Below are 21,305 nucleotides of genomic sequence, written 5' to 3'. Positions count from 1 at the left end.
TTTAAGGTGAACAATGGAATTCAAACAGCTGCAGGACATGGCGCTGTTCGCGCTGGTGGCGGAATGCGGCAGCTTCACCGCCGCCGCGCAGCGCGTCGGGCTGCCGAAATCCAGCGTCAGCCAGCGTATCAGCCAGCTTGAGCAGACGCTGGGGCTACGGCTGCTCAATCGCACCACGCGCCAGTTAAATCTCACCTTCGCCGGCGAGCGCTATCTGGAGCATTGTCAGGCGATGATGTCCGCCGCCGAGCGGGCCGATCTGGCGCTGCAGCGGCTGCGCGATAACCCGAGCGGGCGCCTGCGCATCTCGACGCCGGCCGGGCTGGGCGCGACCCTGGTGGCGCGGCTGGCGGCGGATTTTCAACGCCAGTACCCGGACGTTTCGCTGGAGGTGTCGGTGTCCGACGCGATGGTGGATCTGGTGCAGGAAGGTTTCGACGCCGCGCTGCGCACCGGCAAGCCGCAGGATTCTTCGCTGATCGGCCGCCGCCTCGGCTATGCGCCGCGCTATCTGCTGGCTGCGCCGTCCTATCTGGCGCAGCACCCGCCGATCGAACATCCGCAACAGCTGCAGCAGCACCGCTGCATCGCCCATCGCGCCTGGACGGCCTGGAACCTGCGTTGCGGCGACGATTACTACCGCTGGCAGTTGCCGCTGGCGCACACCACCGACAACCTGCTGTATGCGCGCGAATGCGCTATCGCCGGCGCCGGCATTACGCTGCTGCCGGCGTTTCTCAGCCGTGAGGTGGTGGCGCAGAAGCTGTTGGTGGAAGTGCTGCCGGCGTGGCGTGCGGAGGGCAACGAGCTGTATCTGGTCTACCCGAGCCGCAAGCTGAACTCCCCGGCGCTGGCCTGTTTCATTGATGTGGTGCTGCAGCACCCGGCGTTCGACGACTACGCGCGCGAGCTGGCGCGGGAGTGACGGCGGGCGCGTTTAGGTTCAGGCGGCGCGCCGCGCCACCTGAACGATGCGTTTCCCTCTATTTTCACCCGCCAGCAGGCCGATCAGTGCGGCGGGCAGCAGCTCGAAACCGGTGATCAGGTCTTCGATAATTGCGAGTTTTTCCTCAGCGACCCAGGCCGCGAGTGCCGCCAGCGCCTGTTCTTGCCGATGAAGGAAATCGGCCAACAGGAATCCCCGCATCGTCAAACTGTTGACGATCAGCAAACCGGGTATCCCGGCAGGCGCTGCCGGCGGGAAGGCCGTATCGTACTGCGACACCGCACCGCAGCAAACGATGCGTCCATGCTTCGCCATATGCGGCAGGCTGGCCGCCAAAATATCGCCGCCGACGTTATCGAACAGCACATCGATGCCGTTGGGACACGAGCGGCGCAGGGCGTCATGCAGATTTTCCTTCTTATAATTTATCGCCGCGTCGAAACCCAGTCTGTCCGTCAGCAGAGCCGTTTTGGCGCCGCCGCCGGCAATGCCCACCGTGCGGCAGCCGCGAAGCCGGGCGATTTGTCCGGCGAACATGCCTACCGCCCCCGCGGCGGCGGATACGACGACGGTTTCACCGGCCTCTGGGCGTCCGCATTCCAGCAGACCGAAGTAAGCGGTGAGTCCAGGCACGCCGTAAACGCTGAGCAAGTGCGTATGCGGAACGATGTCCGACTGCTTGAGCGCGCCAGCCGCCGGTACGGCCGCAAAGGTTTGCCAGCCGGTTTCCGCCAGCACTAAATCTCCGGCGGCCAGCAGGGGAGAGCGCGACTCGACGACTTCGGCCAGCGCGGTTGCGGCCATGACGTCTCCCGCCTGCAATCCGGAACGATAGGTGACGCCCTGCATCCAGGCTCTGCTGGCCGCATCCAGTGGCACGTAAAGCGTGCGCAACAGCACCTCTTCGGGGCCGGGGAGCGGCATGGGGGCCTCTCGAGTCTGAAAACAATCGAGGGTCAGCTTTCCTTGCGGGAGTTTAGCGAGGATGATTTGACGATTCTGCATAGAAGGTCCCCTGTTTAAATCTTGCCGAAGGCATCGACACCGGTGAGTTGCGCCGACAGTTTCCACAGGCGTTGGGCTTGTTCAGGATCGACGGCGTAGCTTTTTACGCCGCTGAAGGAAAAGCCGTTGTCATCGTTGCGCCGGGCGACATCGCAATCTTCGCAATACAATCCGCCAAGGCCATTGAGTTGAGGCGATGTCGCCGCCCAAACCTGGGTTGCCGCGCCTTGTTGCGGGGTTTTCAGCATTTCCGGGTGGGCGGGTTTGCCGTCGGCGTCGATCCAGTCCAACGCGAGCATCTCTTCCTGAGAGAGATAGCGCTGCAGCGGCGTTGGGATCATGCCGGGATGCAGCGAGAAGGCGCGCACGCCAGCATTTTTCCCCAGCTTGTCAAGCTGCAGGGCGAAGAGCGCGTTAGCGGTTTTCGATTGGCCATAGGCCAGCCACTTGTCATAGCCGCTGTGAAATTGGACGTCATTCCAGCGTATGGCACTGGCATGGTGACCGGAAGAGGAGATGACGACAACGCGGGCGTCGCCCATCAACGCCGGCCAGAGGTGGTTCACCAAAGCGTAATGCCCCAGGTGGTTGATCGCGAATTGAGCCTCCCAGCCTGGGCCGATACGGGTTTCAGGACAGGCCATGATGCCGGCGCCGCAGATCAACATATCGAGGTGGACGTCTGTCGCCAGAAGTTGTTGCGTGAACCCTTTGATGTTGCTCAGATCGGCCAAATCAAGCTCATAAACCTCAGCGTTGCTGATGCCGGCGATGGCCAGACGCGTGTGGGCGATAACGGGGTCGCGGGCGGCGACGATCACCTTCGCCCCCGCCTGCGTCAAAGCGCGAGTCGTTTCCAACCCCAGGCCGGAATGACCGCCGGTCACCAGCGCTGTCATGCCGGCCAGTTGACGGTCTTTGAGCACGTCGGCGGCGGTGGTGGTAGCGTTGAAGCCGGAGTTGAGGGGCACTTGTCTGTTCATTGGGAATTCCTCGCTGCAGTTGACTGTGACACTGGGAGTGTAAGTCGGCGTTATCGGCGGCTGAATGCAACAAGAACCTAATTTCTGTCGCCATCGTCCTAAAATCTTTGGCTGGAGCATCGCACGGGCTATGCTCTTGAAAGGGCTTTAGGGGGAGAGGGTATGGATCCTTTATCGGAAGTGCTTGCGCCGTTGAACAGCCAGAATGCGTTTTTCGGCGGCCTGAAGGCCGGCGGCGACTGGGCCGTTCATTTTCCTGCGCCGCAGAGCGGGAAGTTCAACGCTGTGGTGCGTGGCGGCTGTTGGCTGGCGGCGGAAGGGCTGGCCGAACCGCTGTGGCTGGCGGCCGGCGACTGTTTGTTGCTGACCCGCAGCTTGCCGGTCACCGTTGGCAGCGATCTGTCGCTGCCAGCACTCGATGCTGACGCACTTTATCTGCAGGCAAAAAACGGCGTGGCGAGCTGTGGCGAGGCGGAGGATTGTCTGTTTATCGGCGGGCGTTTTACCTTCGGCGAGGAGGTGGAGCGGTTATTGGGTACTTTGCCGGCGCTGATGGTGATTCGAGGCGGCACTGAAGAGGCCGCGGTGTTGCAATGGGCGTTGCAGCGGCTGGCGGGCGAGCTGCTGAAGCCTTCACCGGGCAGTGCCTCGATGGTACACCATCTGGGGCAGATCATGTTGACTCAGGCGCTGCGGATGTACCTGATGGGAGAAGAGAGCGTGGCGTCCGGTTGGCTGCCCGCCTTGTTCGATCCGCGCATCGGCGCCGCGATGCAGGCGGTGCATGCAGATCCTGGCCGGCGCTGGACGGTGGCGTCGCTGGCCGCCGCTGCGAGCGTTTCCCGCTCGACGTTGGCGTTGCGCTTTAAGCAGAAGGCTGGCATGGCGCCGTTAGAGTATGTGTCGCGCTGGCGCATGCTGTTGGCTGCACGGGCTTTGCGTACCGGCAGCGAACCGGTGTCCGCCATCGCGCAGCGCTTGGGATACGATTCAGACAGCGCGTTCAGCCACGCCTTTAAGAGAATGATGGCGTGCTCGCCGCGCGAGTATCGCCGGACACGGGCATAAAAAAAGGCGCCGCATGCGGCGCCTTTCGGATCACTTGGCGATCTTTTTGTACTTGATGCGGTGCGGCTCGAGCGCGTCGGCGCCCAGCGTACGCTTCTTGTACTCTTCGTACTCGGTGAAGTTACCTTCGAAGAATTCCACCTTGCCTTCGTCCTGGTAGTCCAGGATATGGGTGGCGATACGGTCGAGGAACCAACGGTCGTGCGAGATCACCATGGCGCAGCCAGGGAATTCCAGCAGGGCGTTTTCCAGCGCGCGCAGGGTTTCGATATCCAGGTCGTTGGTCGGTTCATCGAGCAGCAGTACGTTGCCGCCAACCTGCAGCAGCTTGGCCAGGTGCAGACGGCCACGCTCACCGCCGGACAGCTCGCCCACGCGTTTGCCCTGATCGACGCCCTTGAAGTTGAAGCGGCCGACATAGGCGCGGCTTGGCATCTCGGTGTTGCCGATGCGCATGATGTCCTGCCCGCCGGAGACTTCTTCCCAGACGGTTTTCGAACCGTCCATGCTGTCGCGGAACTGATCGACGGACGCCAGCTTGACGGTGTCGCCCAGCACGATGCTGCCGGAATCAGGCTGCTCCTGGCCGGACATCATGCGGAACAGCGTGGATTTACCCGCGCCGTTCGGGCCGATGATGCCGACGATCGCGCCTTTCGGCACCGAGAACGACAGGTCGTCGATCAACAGGCGGTCGCCATAGGACTTACGCAGGTTGCTGACTTCGACCACTTTATCGCCCAGGCGTGCGCCAGGCGGAATGAACAGTTCGTTGGTTTCGTTACGTTTTTGGTATTCGGTGTTGTTCAGCTCTTCAAAGCGGGCCAGACGGGCCTTGCCTTTGGACTGACGGCCTTTGGCACCCTGACGCACCCACTCCAGCTCTTTCTCGATCGACTTGCGGCGAGCGGCTTCGGCGGATGCTTCCTGCGCCAGACGCGCGTCTTTCTGCTCCAGCCAGGACGAGTAGTTGCCTTCCCAAGGAATACCCTCGCCACGGTCCAGCTCGAGGATCCAGCCGGCGACGTTGTCCAGGAAGTAACGGTCGTGGGTGATCGCGACGACGGTGCCTTCGAAGTCGTGCAGGAAGCGTTCCAGCCAGGCCACGGACTCGGCGTCCAGGTGGTTGGTCGGTTCGTCCAGCAGCAGCATGTCCGGTTTTTCCAGCAGCAGGCGGCACAGCGCCACGCGGCGGCGTTCACCGCCGGACAGGTGGGCGATTTTGGCGTCCCAGTCCGGCAGGCGCAGCGCATCGGCGGCGCGCTCCAGCTGTGCGTTGAGGTTGTGGCCGTCGTGCGCCTGAATGATCTCTTCCAGGCGGCCCTGTTCGGCGGCCAGCTTGTCGAAGTCTGCGCCTTCTTCCGCGTACAGCGCGTACACTTCGTCCAGGCGTTTCAGCGCGCCGACCACTTCCGCCAGCGCTTCTTCCACCGACTCACGCACGGTGTGTTCGAGGTTAAGCTGCGGCTCCTGCGGCAGGTAACCGATCTTGATGCCCGGCTGCGGGCGCGCTTCCCCTTCGATATCGGTATCGATGCCGGCCATGATGCGCAGCAGGGTGGACTTACCGGCGCCGTTCAGGCCCAGTACGCCGATTTTTGCCCCAGGGAAGAAGCTCAGGGAGATGTTTTTCAAAATATGACGCTTCGGCGGTACCACCTTGCCGACGCGGTGCATGGTATAGACGTATTGAGCCACGTTGCTCTAAGCCTCTCTATATCAGTATTTATAGGATGTCTGGCGGCATGAGTGTAGCCCGTTTCGATCTCGGATCCCAGACATCGCTCAGCGATCGCTAAGTATAACCGTTTATGCGCCGATAAAGGCGCATATTGGTGGCTTATGGCGTGACGACGATCGCGACGCGGCGGTTTTCCGCGCGGCCGCTGGAGGTGCGGTTGTCGGCGACGGGATCGCGTTTGCCCATGCCGCGGGTTTCGATATTGGCGCGCGGAATGCCGACGCTGGCCAGCAGATCGGCCACCGCATCGGCGCGGCGCAGGGAGAGCTGGTCGTTATAGCTGTCTTCGCCGTAGTTGTCGGTATGGCCGTCCAGACGGAATTTGGTGATGCCGACGCTCAGCAGCGCGCGCCCCATCTTCTGCACCGTCTCGGTGCTTTCCGGGTTCAGCTTGCCGATGTTGTTGCCGAACAGCACTTTATCCGACAGGCCGAACTCCCAGCCGTTGTCGGTCAGTTTGAAGCCCTGCGACTGCAGCAGCGCGACCTGCTCGGGCGTCAGCCCCTGCGGTTTGCTCTGGCAGCCGGCGAGCGCCAGCAGGGCGACGAACACCATCGTCAACAGTGAAAAACGGCCTTTAAACAGTTGCTGTATCATAGTCAAAATCCCTAGTTCAAGTGTTATAGCTGCGGCTCTTATTTGTGTATCGCCAGCCGCCAGCCTCCGTGATAACGATGCTTTGCCTGATACATTGCATCGTCAGCTTCGTGCAAAAGACCCTGAGGCGTCGCCGCGTGATCAGGGTACAGCGCAATACCGATACTCAGAGAGGTGATGATCGTCTCGTCGTTCGGCAAAATGACCGGCTGCGTCATGCAGTCGATAATATTATCGGCGATCTGCAGGACATCTTCCGTGCTGTGCACCGGCGCCAGCAGCACGGCGAACTCATCCCCTCCCAGGCGCGCGACCAGATCGGTTTCACGCAGCTGCGCGCGAATGCGCCCGGCGATGGTGGTCAGCACCGCATCGCCTGCGGCGTGGCCGTAACTGTCGTTCACTTCCTTGAAGCGATCGCCATCGATAAATAGCACCGCCAATTTTGCCGACGGCTCGATATCGCCCAGGGCGCGGCTCAGCCGTCCTTCGAAGAAGGCGCGGTTCGGCAAGCCGGTCAGGCTGTCGTGCGTTGCCCGGTGGGCCAGCGAGTCGTTCTCCTGTTTCAGGTGGGCCTGCCAGGCCTCCAGCTCGTCGAGCAAGCCGTTGAAGTCGTTGCTGAGCTCGTGCAGTTCGGCGATCGGCGCCGACGGCACCCGCAGGCCGAAGGTGCGATCGCGGCGCACCGCATGCGCCACGTTGGCGATGTCGTCCAACGAACTGACGATGCCGACCAGCATACGGCGCGACAGCACCAGGGCGCACAGGGTACTGAGCACCATGCAGGCGATCATGCCGACCAGGCCGCGCAGCAGGAAACGCAGCAGGCTGCCGCCGTTGCCGCTCAGCCAGACCTGGCCGACCTGTTTACCCTCGTGAGAGATCGGCAGGATGACCGGCTCGGGCAGCGCCCAGTGAGCGATAATCTGCTCCATGCCGTGCAGCGGGCCATCTTTGGGGCGAGACCAACTGGCCAGCACGTCACCGCCGTTGTTGAGAATTTTGGCCTCTGACACCTCTTCTTTGGAGGCGATCAGCACCATCGCCTCGCGAATGTAGGGGCGATCGCCAAATACCACTGCCGCTTCAACCGTATAGCTGATGGAGCGCGCGATCAGGTGCAGGTTGTGGTTGGCGTAGGCGCGCAGCGCAAACAGCGCCACCAGCGTCAAAAAGATGCCGGCGGTGCCGACGGCGATCAGCGCCAGCCCAAGATGCACCCGCTGCAGCACCCGCCCCAGCGTCGGGCGCGCATTGCCGGAACGGTTTTTACGCAACAGCCTCATAGCGGCGGCACCTGTTTGCGTGCCAGCTGCAGCACGTTGGGGTGAACGCGCACGCCGCTGCGCGCCAGGGCGTCCAGGTTGACCTTGAAGCTGGCCTGATCCCCATCGATCTGCAGGCAGAATGCGCTGCCGGCGGAGCATTCGCTATCGTTCTCGCTGATGCTGAGAATGGAGTTGCCGGAAATGCGCTGCATGAAATTTTGTCTCTGCGCGGCGTTGATGTTCCCTAGATAGATGACATCACAGCCGGTACTCAGCGTTGGGCTGTCGAACGGCACACGTTCAGTTTTAATCGGACGCGGCGCGCTCAGCAGAATCGGATCGAACAGCCCCTCGGCATACTGGGTGGGTGCGGTCACGCACAACCGGATAGGATTGGGTTCACGCGACCAGCGGGCGTAGCTGATGATGCCTACCACCACGGTCGTCACGGCGTGCGTGCGCTTTTGATAGGGATCATCGGCGGCGTGCGCAGGTCCGGGCAACGTCAGCAGAACCAACAGGACGATCAGCAACAGGCGGCCGATATGCAGACGTGCGGCAAGGAAGCCCGGCACGGGGCTTTTTGCGCAACGCATCACTATCGCGGTGTTATTCGCCATCTTCACCCGCCATTCCGGTCTGATCCACCGCCCGCAGGCCGTGGCCCGACAAGGGAAAATCCGGCCCGCTTGCAGGGACAATCGTTTTGCTGAAAGCTGTCAGTTGCACTGCCTAATGAACACTATCTAACCCATAATTGGCGCGGATTGTATTATAAGATGTCTTCGTTGGGCGCTTTATGTGCTGTTTTCTCGGAATTATCCTACTTATTTTTGATAGTATAAAAATGCCCACTCGGGTTTGCCACCGCTTTTCTGCAAAGTTGGTGCGTTTGGCCAGCTGTCAGGCGATTTGCGCAACGGTTGCGCCATCCTGTAAATGCAATAATGTGATAGCTAATAATTAAAAAGTATTTTACTTGTCTCTGAGCTGCGAGGTCGGCTAATAAAAATCCGGCTGACGAAAATAGCCGGGCGTCCTGATTTGTCAGCCTAAGTAAACGTTTTTTACCTGGCTCCCGCCATGGCGATACACTTCTTCTTCTACAGTATTGAATGGATGGGCGATCGCGCTGTCTATGGTAGATATCTGCGTCCGGGCCGTGCGCCCGGTTTTATTTTGTCCCGCGGCGCCGTGGCGCGGCGGTCACCGGGGAGCTGGGCGGCTCCTGCGGCACAACCTGTGAGGAAAGAGCGAGGATGGTCAAGGTGGACAAGCGACGGCTGTTGGCGATGGGGCTGTGCCTGACGGCGTTTTCTGGCGCGGCGCTGGCGGATTCTCTGGATGCGCAGCGTCAGCGCTACCAGCAGATCAAGCAGGCGTGGGACGGCAATCAGATGGACGTGGTGGCGCAGTTGATGCCGACGCTACGCGATTACCCGCTTTATCCTTATCTGGAATACCGCGAGCTGACTCAGGATTTGAGCCAGGCGGGATTCTCCGAGGTGAACGACTTCATCAAGCGCAATCCGACGCTGCCACCGGCTAAATCACTGGCGCCGCGCTTCGTCAATGAACTGGCGCGTCGCGAAGACTGGCGCACCCTGTTGGCTTTCAGCCCGCAGCCGCCCAAACCGGTGGCGGCACGCTGCAACTATTACTACGCCAAATGGGCCACCGGCGATCAGCAGGCGGCCTGGAGCGGTGCCGACGAGCTGTGGCTGAACGGCAAAACGCTGCCGGGTGCCTGCGATCGGCTGTTCAGCGTCTGGCGCGGCGCAGGCAAGCAGACCCCGCTGGATATTCTGGCGCGCATGAAGCTGGCGCTGAAAGAGGGCAACAGCTCGCTGGTCAGCAACCTCTATAGCCAGCTGCCGGCCGATTATCAGACCATGGGCAACGCCCTGGTGCGCTTGCAAAACGATCCGACCATCGTGGAAGCCTTCGCCCGCAGCGTGGGGCCGACCGACTTTACCCGCGCCGCCACCGGCATCGCCTTTGAACGCCTGGCGCGGCAGGATGTGGAAAACGCGCGGGCGATGATCCCGACGCTCGCGCGGCTGCAGAAAATGAGCGACGACGAGCGGCTGGGGCTGGAAGAGGCGGTGGCCTGGCGCCTGATGGGCAGCGATGCCACCTACGAGCAGGCGCAATGGCGCGATCAGGTGATCCTGCGCAGCCGTTCGCCTTCGCTGCTGGAGCGCCGGGTGCGCATGGCGCTGGGTAACGGCGATCGGCAGGGGGTGGCGACCTGGCTGGCACGCTTGCCGGAAGAGTCGCGCAACAAGGATGAGTGGCGCTACTGGCGCGCCAGTCAGCTGATGGACGAAGGCAAACGCGCCGAAGGCGAGGAGATGTTGCGCAACCTGATGACCGAACGCGGCTTCTATCCGATGGTGGCGGCGCAGAAGCTGAACGCCACTTACCCGGTGATGGTGGCGGTGGCGGCCAAGCCGCGCGCGTCGCTGACCGACGGGCCTGAAGTTGCCCGGGTGCGCGAGCTGATGTACTGGAACATGGACAACCTGGCCCGCAGCGAGTGGGGCTCCTACGTCGCCAGCCGCAGCCGGCCTGAACAAGAGGCGCTGGCGCGTTACGCCTTTGAGCAGAAATGGGCCGATCTGAGTGTGCAGGCGACCATCGTCGGCAAGCTGTGGGACCACCTGGAGGAACGTTTCCCGGTTGCCTGGCCGCAGGAGTTCCGCCGCGCCACCGATGACAAGGGGATCACCAGCAGCTATGCAATGGCGATCGCGCGCCAGGAGAGCGCCTGGAATCCGAAGGCGCAGTCGCCGGTCGGCGCTTCCGGCCTGATGCAGGTCATGCCGCGTACCGCGCAGCATACGGTGCAGATGTTCAATATTCCCGGCTATGTCGGTCCGAGCCAGCTGTTCGACCCGCAGACCAACATCACCATCGGCACCAGCTATCTGGAGTCGGTCTATCAGCAGTTCGGTCGCAACCGCATTCTGTCGAGCGCCGCCTATAACGCCGGCCCGTCGCGGGTGAACACCTGGCTGGGCAACAGCGCGGGGCGGATCGATCCGGTGGCGTTCATCGAAAGCATCCCGTTCTCGGAGACCCGCGGCTACGTCAAGAACGTGCTGGCTTATGACGCGTTTTACCGCTACCTGACGCATCGGCCGGCCAAGGTGCTGACCGACGCCGAGTGGCAGAGACGTTATTGATTTTGACGGCCCTATGGTATGCTGCTGTACTAGTTAAATAGTATGGTGGCTGCCATGACGCAATTATCGTTAAACGACCCCGCTCTTTCAGAACAAGGCAATGAGGATTGGCTGCGCTTCGTCGCGCTGCTGCAGAATTCGTTTGCGCAAGAACTGCATCAACCGCTGTTGCAGCTGATGCTGACGCCGGACGAACGCACCGCGCTGGGCACCCGGGTACGGATCATTCAGGAATTGATGCGCGGCGAGATGAGCCAACGCGAGCTGAAAAATGAACTGGGCGCGGGGATCGCCACCATCACCCGCGGTTCGAACAGCCTGAAAGCGGCGTCGCCCGCGCTGAAACAGTGGCTTGAGCAGCAGCTGCTGCACGATGCGCCCTAGCAGGCTCTGCGCTATTGCTGATAGATGGCGTTGTGGAACGGCACCAGCGCCAGCAGCAACGCTTGATGGTAAACGCTGGTGCGGCTCAGCCGGCCGTCGGTGAAGACGCCGATGGCACCGCCCTGACGCTTCACCTCGGCGTTACCGGTGATCGCCGCCATTTCGCTGCCTAATTCGCGGCCGTCACGAATACCCTGTAAGATGACTTCCGGCAGCATCAGGCTCGCCGAGCGGGATTCGCCGCGGATGTGCGGGTTCTCGACGGTCATCCAGGCGAAGGTCATATTCTCTTCAATCCCTGCTTCCACGCCGACCCAAAAATCGGCCTCGGGCCTGACCTGGCGCGCTTCCATCACGCGTTGACGCGAGCCGGTGCGGGTTTCGTGATTGCCTATCGGCTGCAGCGAGACGCCGCTGGCGACGTCGACGGATTCAATGCGGTACTGGTCCGCGCCAAAGACGTCATCGAAGGCCAACTGAATAGCCTTGATCTTTGCCGGGTTGGTAGTTGCAGCGACAACATGGTACATAACGGGTTTGATATCCTTCTGGCCGATACGCCGGGCAGCGGCAACAGCGCCGCCGGGCCGGGGATAAACGCAAATTTCACGCAGTATAACGGAAAACAAAAATGTTACAGGTATACCTCGTTCGCCATGGCGAAACGGAATGGAACGCGGCTCGCCGCATCCAGGGTCAGTCCGACAGCCCGTTAACCGCCATGGGTGAGCACCAGGCTCGCCTGGTCGCCAGGCGCGTCAGCAAGGAAGGCATCACGCACGTCATTACCAGCGATCTGGGGCGCACGCGCCGCACCGCGCAGATCATCGCCGAAGCCTGCGGCTGCGAAGTGATTTGCGATCCGCGTTTGCGTGAGCTGCACATGGGGGTTCTGGAAGAACGCCTGATCGACAGTTTGACGCCGCAGGAAGAACAGTGGCGCAAACAGATGGTCGATGGTACTCCTGACGGCCGCATCCCTCAAGGCGAATCCATGGAGGAGCTGGGCGAGCGCATGCGCGCCGCGCTGGAGAGCTGCCTGATGTTGCCGGAAGGCAGCAAGCCGCTGCTCGTCAGCCATGGCATCGCGTTGGGGTGTTTGATCAGTACGGTGTTGGGGCTGCCGGCCTATGCGGAACGCCGTTTGCGCTTGCGCAACTGCTCACTGTCGCGCGTCGACCACCAGCAAAGCCCGTGGCTGGCTTCCGGCTGGATCGTTGAAACGGCGGGCGATGTCACGCATCTGGACATGCCCGCGTTGGACGAACTGCAGCGTTAACGCCGAATCGGGATCAGGTAATCGCACTTGATCTCGATAGGCGCCTGATGTGGACGGCGCTCGCCTTTCGGATAGAAACGTTCGATGTCGTGCCCTTTGCGGCGCGTCAGTTTGAGCGCCGGCAGGCAGGTGCCGTAGACCGTCAGAATAAAATCTTGCAGACCCTCGGTAGGCCCTTCATAGCTGAACATGGCAAACTCGCCGCCCGGCAGCACCAGTGGCTGGCCGTCCTGTACCTTTTCCGGCACCTGATCCGGCTCCAGCGCCGTGGTGTACAGCACTTCCTGCTCGTCGTCCTTCTCCTGGCTCGGGCGTGAGTGATGCAGCCCGTACAGCACCGGCGGCAGGGTTTCTACGTCCCCGAGGAACTGGCGCCAGAACTGCGAGCGCAATTCGGTGCGCACGGTGGTGATCTGTTCCAGCGTACAGGAGTAGCTTTGGGTCAGGCCGACCAGCTGCTTATCCGGCAACGAGACGAACTCCGGCTGCGGCAGGGTGAAGGCTCCCAGACGGATCGGCGGGCAGATGCCGAACGCGTTCCAGTCCTCGGCACGGCGGTAGAGTGCCGGCGTTTGCGCAAACTGTTTTTTGAAGGCGCGGGTGAAGGTCTGCTGTGAGTCGAAGCGATATTGCAGGGCGATATCCAAAATCGGCCGGCCGGTCAGACGCAGCGCGACGGCGGCTTTGGACAGCCTCCTTGCCCGGATGTAAGCACCGATGGCATTACCGGTAATATCTTTGAACATCCGTTGCAGGTGCCATTTGGAGTAGCCGGCCTTGGCCGCAACGTTATCCAGCGACAAGGGTTGGTCCAAATGGCTTTCCAGCCAGCTAAGCAGATCACGAATGATACCGGCTTGATCCATAGATCTTCCTCGTAAAGCTTGGGGGTAGGAACCCGAACTGTTGATTCGTCACGCTGGTGCTGCGCTATCAGACCGATCCATGAGCCATTATGCGTTGCACTCTTTGCCTCTGCTGCGCATGCCGCGCCAGAGTTGGATTGGGGTACACCGTAGTGGGCGCAAAGAAATAACGACGCCGCATCATAGCAATTTTTTTCCTCCGCGACTCTCAAAGATTTTTGTCACGCTCTGTGCTAAAACGGACGGTGCGGACCCGTAAAAACCCGATTCCGTGAGCTTAGACATAAATAATGGTGATCGCCGAGCCTATTTTCGCGGCATGGTTATATCGGAGTTAAGTAAATGAAAAAAAGCTGGATATTATTATTCGGTTTGGTTTGCGCAACCCTGGGTAGCGCACAGGCGGAGCAGGTCGGTTCCGTTGATACGGTGTTTAAATTATTGGGGCCGGACCACAAAATCGTGGTGGAGGCGTTCGACGATCCTGATGTTAAAAATGTAACTTGTTATATCAGCCGCGCCAAAACCGGTGGCATCAAAGGCGGCCTGGGGCTGGCGGAAGATACCGCCGACGCGGCCATTTCCTGCCAGCAGGTGGGGCCTATCGAGCTGAGCGACAAGATCAAAAACGGCAAGGCGGAAGGCGATGTGGTATTCCAGAAACGCACTTCGCTGGTATTCAAAAAGCTGCAGGTGGTGCGTTTCTACGACGCCAAGCGCAATTCGCTGATTTACCTGAGCTACTCCGACAAGGTGATCGACGGTTCGCCGAAGAACGCGCTGAGCGCGGTGCCGATCATGCCGTGGGCTGAGACGAAATAAAAAAACGGGGTTCAGCATGCTGAACCCCGTTTTCATGACGGCAGGCTGGAGTTACTCTTCCAGATCGCCGCAGAAGCGGTAGCCTTCGCCGTGAATGGTGGCGATGATCTCCGGCGTGTCCGGCGTCGATTCGAAGTGCTTGCGAATGCGGCGGATGGTGACGTCTACGGTGCGGTCATGCGGCTTCAGCTCGCGACCGGTCATCTTCTTCAGCAGTTCGCCACGGGATTGGATCTTGCCCGGGTTTTCGCAGAAGTGCAGCATGGCGCGGAATTCGCTGCGCGGCAGCTTATACTGTTCGCCGGCCGGGCTGATCAGCGAGCGGCTGTTGATGTCCAGCTCCCAGCCGTTGAACTTGTAGCTCTCGACCAGGCGACGCTCTTCACCGAGGCTGCCCAGATTCATGGTGCGCGACAGCAGGTTGCGCGCGCGGATAGTCAGCTCACGCGGGTTGAACGGTTTAGTGATGTAATCGTCGGCGCCGATTTCCAGGCCGAGGATTTTGTCCACTTCGTTATCGCGACCGGTCAGGAACATCAGGGCAACGCTGGCCTGTTCGCGCAGTTCGCGCGCCAACAGCAGGCCGTTTTTGCCCGGCAGGTTGATGTCCATGATGACCAGATTGATATCATTTTCGGACAGGATATTGTGCATCTCTGCACCATCATTGGCTTCATGAACAATGTAGCCTTCCGCCTCGAAAATGCTCTTCAGGGTGTTACGAGTGACTAACTCGTCTTCGACAATCAGAATGTGCGGGGTCTGCATATTTGCTACCTAAAATTGCCAACAAAATAGAAAATCGGAAGTACAGAAGTCTCTGTTTTCTTAGAGGAGGGCAGAGATAGCGCCACGTTCCCTCTCAGCAAATGACTAAAGTACGTAAACTCGTTCTTGATGCACTTTCCATCTCATGTCAACAAGATCGCTAGCTTGGTGGGGATGCCGTTCCCTACAACCCCTGAGGTGCCAAAACGGCGCATATCCTAACCCCATTAACAGCAATATAACAGCGCGTGCCGAATTCATCACCCAACAAAACTACGCTTTGTTGACATATATCAAATTCAATTGTAGCACGTTAACAGATTTGTGAAAAACACTTACAGAAATGCCAGTTTAAGTCACAGAACCTCAAATTCTGTGAACGATTCAGCATTATCTCGTGCGATAGGATACAATTATTCGCTTATTGATCATCGTGTTGTTTTAACTCATTGATAAATAAATGAGGTAAAACATAAGCACGAATAATGACTATTACGACGGGTTTATTAGCTCAACGAGCCGTTTAACCTTGTTTGTTGCTATTAACGCGTTTATTGTTACGCAATTGTAAATATAAGCGGGCGCTGCGCCATCGTCAAAAACGCAGGCTCGCCTTCGGTGGATGAGTGATGCAGCTTCATATTGTTTTAGTGGCTCCGGCGCGGCCGGAAAACGTCGGCGCGGCGGCGCGCGCGATGAAAACCATGGGCTTCGCTTCGTTGCGCATCGTCGACAGCGAGGCACATCTGCAGCCGGCGGCGCGCTGGGTGGCACACGGGGCCGGCGAGATCCTCGACGGCGTGCAAACGTTCGCCACGCTGGAACAGGCGCTGGCGGACGTGGATTTCACCGTCGCCACCACCGCCCGCAGCCGCGCGCGTTTTCACTACTACTGCACGCCGCCTGAACTGCTGGAACAGCTGAGCGAGCGCCGGCAATGGGTCGGCCAGGCCGCGTTGGTGTTTGGCCGTGAGGATTCCGGCTTGACCAACGAAGAGCTGGCGCTGGCGGATTTGCTGACCGGCGTGCCGATGCAGGCGGATTACCCGTCGCTTAACCTGGGGCAGGCGGTGATGGTGTACTGCTACCAACTGGCGAGCCTGATGGGCGTCAGCACGGCGCCGGAAACCACGGCGTCGGAAGGGCAACTCAAGGCGCTGCGCCGCCGCGCCGATGCTTTGTTGAATACCCTGGATGTCGGCGACGATCAAAAATTGCGCGACTGGCTGCATCAGCGCCTCGGTGCGCTGCAACAGCGAGATACGGCGATGTTGCATACGCTGCTGCACGACATCGAAAAAAAACTCGCCAAGTGATAGCGGCTCCATCAGGTGGTTACTCAGTGTGATCTACTGGTAAATTGCCGCTAAGTCGTGTTTTTGTTCTGTCATCTTGCTTTTTACCTGCGATATCGCGCAACGATGCCGTTGAACGGAAAATAAGCAAAAAAAAGAAATCGTTTGACTTGGGATAGCGATTGCTTTAACCAATAGAGGGGACAGAACATTTCATGAGACAGACAGACAACATGCGCAACATCAGCCTGAATACCACAATTATTACCACCACCGATACCACAGGTAACGGGGCGGGCTGACGCGCACAGGAAACACAGAAAAAAGCCCGCACCTAATCAGTGCGGGCTTTTTTTTCGGCTTAAATTCGGAGAGATCACAAATGCGAGTGCTGAAATTTGGCGGAACCTCGGTAGCGAATGCAGAACGTTTTCTGCGCGTCGCCGACATCATGGAGAGTAACGCGCGTCAGGGACAGGTAGCCACGGTCTTGTCCGCCCCCGCAAAGATCACCAACCATCTGGTGGCGATGATCGAAAAAACGGTGGCGGGTCAGGACATTCTGCCGAATATCAGCGACGCAGAGCGGATCTTTGCCGACCTGCTGAGCGGCCTGGCGCAGGCGCTGCCGGGCTTTGAGTACGATCGCCTGAAAGGCATGGTCGAGCAGGAATTCGCGCAGCTCAAGCAAGTGCTGCACGGCGTCTCGCTGCTGAGGCAGTGCCCGGATAGCGTCAATGCGGCGATCATCTGCCGCGGCGAAAAGCTCTCCATCGCCATCATGGAAGGGGTGTTCCGCGCCAAGGGCTACCCGGTCACGGTAATCAATCCGGTGGAGAAACTGCTGGCGCAGGGCCACTACCTGGAGTCCACCGTGGACATCGCCGAATCCACGCTGCGCATCGCTGCTGCGGCGATCCCGGCTGACCACATCGTGCTGATGGCCGGTTTCACTGCCGGTAACGACAAGGGCGAGCTGGTGGTGCTGGGCCGCAACGGCTCCGACTATTCCGCCGCGGTGTTGGCCGCCTGCCTGCGCGCCGACTGTTGCGAGATCTGGACCGACGTCGACGGCGTTTATACCTGCGATCCGCGCACCGTGCCAGACGCCAGGTTGCTGAAATCGATGTCGTACCAAGAGGCGATGGAGCTCTCCTATTTCGGCGCCAAAGTATTGCACCCCCGCACCATCACGCCGATTGCCCAGTTCCAAATCCCTTGCCTGATTAAAAACACCTCCAACCCGCAGGCCCCCGGCACGCTGATCGGTCAGGACGGCACCGATGACGCGATGCCGGTGAAAGGCATCACCAACCTGAACAACATGGCGATGATCAACGTCTCCGGGCCGGGCATGAAAGGCATGGTCGGCATGGCCGCCCGAGTGTTCGCCGTGATGTCGCGCGCCGGCATTTCGGTGGTGCTGATCACCCAGTCCTCTTCCGAATACAGCATCAGCTTCTGCGTGCCGCAAGGCGAGCTGCAGCGCGCCCGTCGCGCGCTGGAAGAGGAGTTTTATCTGGAGTTGAAAGACGGCGTGCTGGATCCGCTGGATGTGATGGAACGCCTGGCGATCATCTCGGTGGTCGGCGACGGCATGCGCACCCTGCGCGGCATCTCCGCGCGCTTCTTCTCCGCGCTGGCGCGCGCCAACATCAATATCGTCGCCATCGCCCAGGGGTCTTCCGAGCGCTCAATCTCGGTGGTGGTCAGCAATGACTCCGCCACCACCGGCGTGCGCGTCAGCCACCAGATGCTGTTCAATACCGATCAGGTGATCGAAGTGTTCGTCATCGGCGTCGGCGGCGTCGGCGGGGCGTTGATCGAGCAGATCTACCGCCAGCAGCCGTGGCTGAAGCAAAAGCATATCGATCTGCGGGTGTGCGGCATCGCCAACTCGCGCGTGATGCTGACCAACGTGCACGGCATCGCGCTGGACAGCTGGCGCGACGAGCTGGCCGGCGCGCAGGAGCCGTTCAATCTCGGCCGCCTGATCCGGCTGGTGAAAGAATATCACCTGCTGAACCCGGTGATCGTCGACTGCACCTCCAGCCAGGCGGTGGCCGATCAATACGCGGACTTCCTGGCGGACGGCTTCCACGTGGTGACGCCGAACAAAAAGGCCAACACCTCGTCGATGAACTATTATCAGCAACTGCGCGCGGCCGCCGCCGGTTCGCATCGCAAGTTCCTGTACGATACCAACGTCGGCGCCGGTCTGCCGGTGATCGAGAACCTGCAAAACCTGCTGAACGCCGGCGATGAGCTGGTGCGTTTCTCCGGCATCCTGTCCGGTTCGCTGTCCTTTATCTTCGGCAAGCTGGACGAAGGGTTGTCGCTGTCGGCGGCGACTCTGCAGGCCCGGGCCAACGGTTACACGGAGCCGGATCCGCGCGACGATCTGTCCGGTATGGACGTGGCGCGCAAGCTGCTGATCCTGGCGCGCGAGGCCGGTTACAAACTGGAGCTGAGCGATATCGAGGTCGAGCCAGTGCTGCCGCCGTCCTTCGACGCCTCGGGCGACGTGGATCAGTTCCTGGCGCGGTTGCCGGAACTGGATAAAGAGTTTGCGCGCAACGTGGCCAACGCCGCCGAGCAAGGCAAGGTGCTGCGCTATGTCGGCCTGATCGACGAAGGGCGCTGCAAGGTGCGCATTGAGGCGGTGGACGGCAACGATCCGTTGTATAAAGTGAAGAACGGCGAGAACGCGCTGGCCTTCTACAGCCGCTACTATCAGCCGCTGCCGCTGGTGCTGCGCGGCTACGGCGCCGGTAACGATGTGACCGCAGCGGGCGTGTTCGCCGATCTGCTGCGCACACTGTCATGGAAGTTGGGAGTTTAATATGGTTAAGGTGTATGCACCGGCCTCGATCGGTAACGTCAGCGTCGGTTTTGATGTGCTGGGCGCGGCGGTTTCGCCGATCGACGGCACGCTGCTGGGCGACTGCGTCAGCGTGGAAGCCGCCGAGACGTTCAGTCTGCAAAACGCCGGGCGCTTCGTCAGCAAGCTGCCGGCCGATCCGAAAGAGAACATCGTCTATCAATGCTGGGAGCGTTTCTGCCAGGAGATCGGCCGCGAAGTACCGGTGGCGATGCGTTTGGAAAAGAATATGCCGATCGGTTCGGGGCTGGGTTCCAGCGCCTGTTCGGTGGTCGCCGGGCTGATGGCGATGAACGAATACTGCGATCGCCCGCTGGACAAAAACACGATGCTCGGGTTGATGGGCGAGCTGGAAGGGCGCATTTCCGGCAGCGTGCATTACGACAACGTAGCGCCTTGCTACCTGGGCGGTCTGCAGCTGATGCTGGAAGAAGACGGCATTATCAGCCAGGAAGTGCCGTGCTTCGACGATTGGCTGTGGGTGATGGCCTATCCGGGCATCAAGGTCTCCACCGCCGAAGCGCGCGCCATTTTACCCGCGCAGTACCGCCGCCAGGATTGCATCAGCCATGGCCGTTATCTGGCCGGCTTTATTCACGCCTGCCACACCCGGCAGCCGCAGCTGGCCGCCAAATTGATGAAGGACGTGATCGCCGAACCGTACCGCACCCGGCTGCTGCCGGGCTTCGCCGAAGCGCGCAAGGCGGCGCAGGAGATCGGCGCGCTGACCTGCGGCATCTCCGGCTCCGGCCCGACGCTGTTCGCCGTCTGCAACGACGGCGCCACCGCGCAACGCATGGCCGCCTGGCTGCAACAACACTATCTGCAAAACGACGAAGGTTTTGTTCATATTTGCCGTCTGGATACCGCAGGCGCTCGACTACTGGGATAACGCATGAAACTGTACAACCTTAAGGATCACAACGAGCAGGTCAGCTTCGCGCAGGCGATCAAACAAGGCCTGGGCAAGCAGCAGGGGCTGTTCTTCCCGCTGGAGCTGCCGGAGTTCGAACTGACCGAGATTGACCAGCTGCTGGAGCAGGACTTTGTCACCCGCAGCAGCCGCATTCTGTCGGCCTTTATCGGCGAAGAAGTGCCGGAGGCGGCGCTGAAGAAACGCGTGCAGGCCGCCTTTGAGTTTCCGGCACCGGTAGCGAAAGTGACCGAGGATGTCTCTTGCCTGGAGCTGTTCCACGGCCCGACGCTGGCGTTCAAAGACTTCGGCGGCCGCTTTATGGCGCAGATGCTGGCGGAAGTGGCCGGCGATCAGCCGGTGACCATTTTGACCGCCACCTCCGGCGACACCGGCGCCGCCGTGGCGCACGCCTTCTATGGCCTGAAGAACGTTCGGGTGGTGATCCTCTACCCGCAGGGCAAAATCAGCCCGCTGCAGGAAAAGCTGTTCTGCACCCTGGGCGGCAATATTCACACCGTGGCGATCGACGGCGATTTCGACGCCTGCCAGGCGCTGGTGAAGCAGGCGTTCGACGATCAGGAGTTGAAAGAGGCGCTGCACCTGAACTCGGCCAACTCGATCAACATCAGCCGCTTGCTGGCGCAGATCTGCTACTACTTCGAAGCGGTGGCGCAGTTGCCGCAGGAAGCGCGCAATCAGCTGGTGATTTCGGTGCCGAGCGGCAACTTCGGCGATCTGACCGCCGGGTTGCTGGCCAAATCGCTGGGCCTGCCGGTGAAGCGCTTCATCGCCGCGACCAACGCCAACGACACCGTACCGCGCTTCCTGACCAGCGGCCAGTGGCAGCCGCACGCCACGGTAGCGACGTTGTCCAACGCCATGGACGTGAGCCAGCCAAACAACTGGCCGCGCGTGGAGGAGCTGTTCCGTCGTAAGGTCTGGCAACTGAAAGAGCTGGGGCACGCGGCGGTCAGCGATGAGACCACCCAAGACACCATGCGTGAACTGGCTGAGCTGGGCTATATCTCCGAACCGCATGCGGCCATCGCTTACCGCGCGCTGCGCGATCAGCTGCAGGAAGGGGAGTTCGGGCTGTTCCTCGGCACCGCGCATCCGGCCAAGTTTAAAGAGAGCGTGGAAGCGATCCTCGGCCAGGAACTGCCGTTGCCGAAAGCGCTGGCGCTGCGGGCCGATCTGCCGCTGCTGTCGCACACGCTGCCGGCCAATTTCGGCGAGCTGCGCAAATTCCTGATGGGGCTGCCGGCCTGACGTTCGGCCGGCTAAAATGCGAAAAGCCG

20 protein-coding genes and 1 other annotated feature are annotated in these 21,305 nt (G+C 60.6%); of the genes, 11 read left to right on the top strand and 9 right to left on the bottom strand.

What is annotated here, in order from left to right:
• The first annotated feature begins 13 nt into the window (after positions 1–13).
• On the top strand, positions 14–925 hold the full coding sequence (locus AAIE04_RS16660) for a LysR family transcriptional regulator (protein ID WP_038878520.1): 912 nt from the start codon (positions 14–16) through the stop codon (positions 923–925).
• Between the two features lie 18 nt (positions 926–943).
• Here AAIE04_RS16660 and AAIE04_RS16655 read toward each other — a convergent pair whose 3' ends face one another.
• A complete protein-coding gene (locus tag AAIE04_RS16655; RefSeq protein WP_498577360.1) occupies positions 944–1,951 on the bottom strand; it encodes an NADP-dependent oxidoreductase in 1,008 nt (335 codons plus the stop codon).
• Between the two features lie 14 nt (positions 1,952–1,965).
• Positions 1,966–2,934 carry an SDR family NAD(P)-dependent oxidoreductase gene (locus AAIE04_RS16650; protein WP_019455001.1) on the bottom strand — a complete coding sequence of 323 codons (969 nt, stop codon included), beginning with the start codon at positions 2,932–2,934 and terminating at the stop codon, positions 1,966–1,968.
• Positions 2,935–3,096: 162 nt separating this feature from the next.
• On the opposite strand from AAIE04_RS16650, the gene AAIE04_RS16645 reads away from it, so the two are divergent.
• Positions 3,097–4,002 carry an AraC family transcriptional regulator gene (locus AAIE04_RS16645; RefSeq protein WP_063918126.1) on the top strand — a complete coding sequence of 302 codons (906 nt, stop codon included), beginning with the start codon at positions 3,097–3,099 and terminating at the stop codon, positions 4,000–4,002.
• Positions 4,003–4,032: 30 nt separating this feature from the next.
• On the opposite strand, the gene ettA is transcribed toward AAIE04_RS16645, so the two are convergent.
• The 4 genes from ettA to yfiR form a co-directional block, all read right to left on the bottom strand.
• A complete protein-coding gene (gene ettA / locus AAIE04_RS16640) occupies positions 4,033–5,700 on the bottom strand; it encodes an energy-dependent translational throttle protein EttA (protein ID WP_025159620.1) in 1,668 nt (555 codons plus the stop codon).
• A gap of 142 nt (positions 5,701–5,842) precedes the next feature.
• Positions 5,843–6,340 carry an outer membrane lipoprotein YfiB gene (gene yfiB / locus AAIE04_RS16635; protein ID WP_019455003.1) on the bottom strand — a complete coding sequence of 166 codons (498 nt, stop codon included), beginning with the start codon at positions 6,338–6,340 and terminating at the stop codon, positions 5,843–5,845.
• Positions 6,341–6,378: 38 nt separating this feature from the next.
• Positions 6,379–7,626, bottom strand: coding sequence for a diguanylate cyclase DgcN/YfiN (gene dgcN, locus AAIE04_RS16630; RefSeq protein WP_498577359.1), 1,248 nt, complete (start codon positions 7,624–7,626; stop codon positions 6,379–6,381).
• Positions 7,623–8,234: a regulatory sequestration protein YfiR gene (gene yfiR / locus AAIE04_RS16625; RefSeq protein WP_498577358.1), complete on the bottom strand. Its 612-nt coding sequence runs from the start codon at positions 8,232–8,234 to the stop codon at positions 7,623–7,625. Before yfiR ends, dgcN begins: the two co-directional genes overlap by 4 nt.
• 633 nt (positions 8,235–8,867) lie before the next feature.
• Here yfiR and sltY point away from each other — a divergent pair.
• Both sltY and trpR read left to right on the top strand, forming a co-directional pair.
• A complete protein-coding gene (gene sltY, locus AAIE04_RS16620; RefSeq protein WP_498577357.1) occupies positions 8,868–10,796 on the top strand; it encodes a murein transglycosylase in 1,929 nt (642 codons plus the stop codon).
• A 54-nt stretch (positions 10,797–10,850) separates the two neighbouring features.
• Positions 10,851–11,180, top strand: coding sequence for a trp operon repressor (trpR, locus tag AAIE04_RS16615; RefSeq protein WP_016929152.1), 330 nt, complete (start codon positions 10,851–10,853; stop codon positions 11,178–11,180).
• Between the two features lie 11 nt (positions 11,181–11,191).
• Here the strand turns inward: trpR and yjjX are convergent, their stop codons facing one another.
• Entirely contained in the window at positions 11,192–11,710 is a 519-nt protein-coding gene (gene yjjX, locus AAIE04_RS16610) for an inosine/xanthosine triphosphatase (RefSeq protein ID WP_025159624.1), read from the bottom strand.
• 101 nt (positions 11,711–11,811) lie between these two features.
• On the opposite strand from yjjX, the gene gpmB reads away from it, so the two are divergent.
• The gene (gene gpmB / locus AAIE04_RS16605) at positions 11,812–12,459 is read left to right on the top strand and encodes a 2,3-diphosphoglycerate-dependent phosphoglycerate mutase GpmB (RefSeq protein ID WP_019455008.1); all 648 of its coding nucleotides are present in this window, start codon (positions 11,812–11,814) and stop codon (positions 12,457–12,459) included.
• On the opposite strand, the gene robA is transcribed toward gpmB, so the two are convergent.
• Positions 12,456–13,325, bottom strand: coding sequence for an MDR efflux pump AcrAB transcriptional activator RobA (gene robA / locus AAIE04_RS16600; RefSeq protein WP_019455009.1), 870 nt, complete (start codon positions 13,323–13,325; stop codon positions 12,456–12,458). The two genes, gpmB and robA, sit on opposite strands and share 4 nt — an antisense overlap.
• Before the next feature lie 342 nt (positions 13,326–13,667).
• Between robA and creA the strand changes: the two genes are divergently transcribed.
• Positions 13,668–14,147 (top strand): protein CreA, encoded by a 480-nt coding sequence (creA, locus tag AAIE04_RS16595; RefSeq protein WP_019455010.1) that lies wholly within the window; start codon positions 13,668–13,670, stop codon positions 14,145–14,147.
• Positions 14,148–14,198: 51 nt separating this feature from the next.
• Here creA and arcA read toward each other — a convergent pair whose 3' ends face one another.
• Positions 14,199–14,915, bottom strand: a complete 717-nt coding sequence (arcA, locus tag AAIE04_RS16590; protein WP_004933003.1) for a two-component system response regulator ArcA — start codon at positions 14,913–14,915, stop codon at positions 14,199–14,201.
• A 629-nt stretch (positions 14,916–15,544) separates the two neighbouring features.
• Between arcA and AAIE04_RS16585 the strand changes: the two genes are divergently transcribed.
• From AAIE04_RS16585 to thrC, 5 genes are all read left to right on the top strand, one after another.
• A complete protein-coding gene (locus AAIE04_RS16585) occupies positions 15,545–16,231 on the top strand; it encodes a tRNA/rRNA methyltransferase (RefSeq protein WP_019455011.1) in 687 nt (228 codons plus the stop codon).
• A 194-nt stretch (positions 16,232–16,425) separates the two neighbouring features.
• A complete protein-coding gene (gene thrL / locus AAIE04_RS16580; protein ID WP_071532847.1) occupies positions 16,426–16,512 on the top strand; it encodes a thr operon leader peptide in 87 nt (28 codons plus the stop codon).
• Positions 16,451–16,568, top strand: a sequence feature (Thr leader region). Its footprint overlaps the gene before it by 62 nt.
• Positions 16,569–16,592: 24 nt before the next feature.
• Entirely contained in the window at positions 16,593–19,052 is a 2,460-nt protein-coding gene (gene thrA / locus AAIE04_RS16575; RefSeq protein ID WP_498577356.1) for a bifunctional aspartate kinase/homoserine dehydrogenase I, read from the top strand.
• A 1-nt stretch (position 19,053) separates the two neighbouring features.
• Positions 19,054–19,983, top strand: coding sequence for a homoserine kinase (gene thrB / locus AAIE04_RS16570; protein ID WP_498577355.1), 930 nt, complete (start codon positions 19,054–19,056; stop codon positions 19,981–19,983).
• 3 nt (positions 19,984–19,986) lie between these two features.
• On the top strand, positions 19,987–21,276 hold the full coding sequence (gene thrC / locus AAIE04_RS16565) for a threonine synthase (RefSeq protein ID WP_063918134.1): 1,290 nt from the start codon (positions 19,987–19,989) through the stop codon (positions 21,274–21,276).
• Positions 21,277–21,305 lie beyond the last annotated feature (29 nt).

The organism is Serratia sp. Ae19-1 (assembly GCF_059801225.1).
Note: the sequence above shows the minus strand (reverse complement) of the source record. Positions and strands in the feature narration are given on the sequence as shown.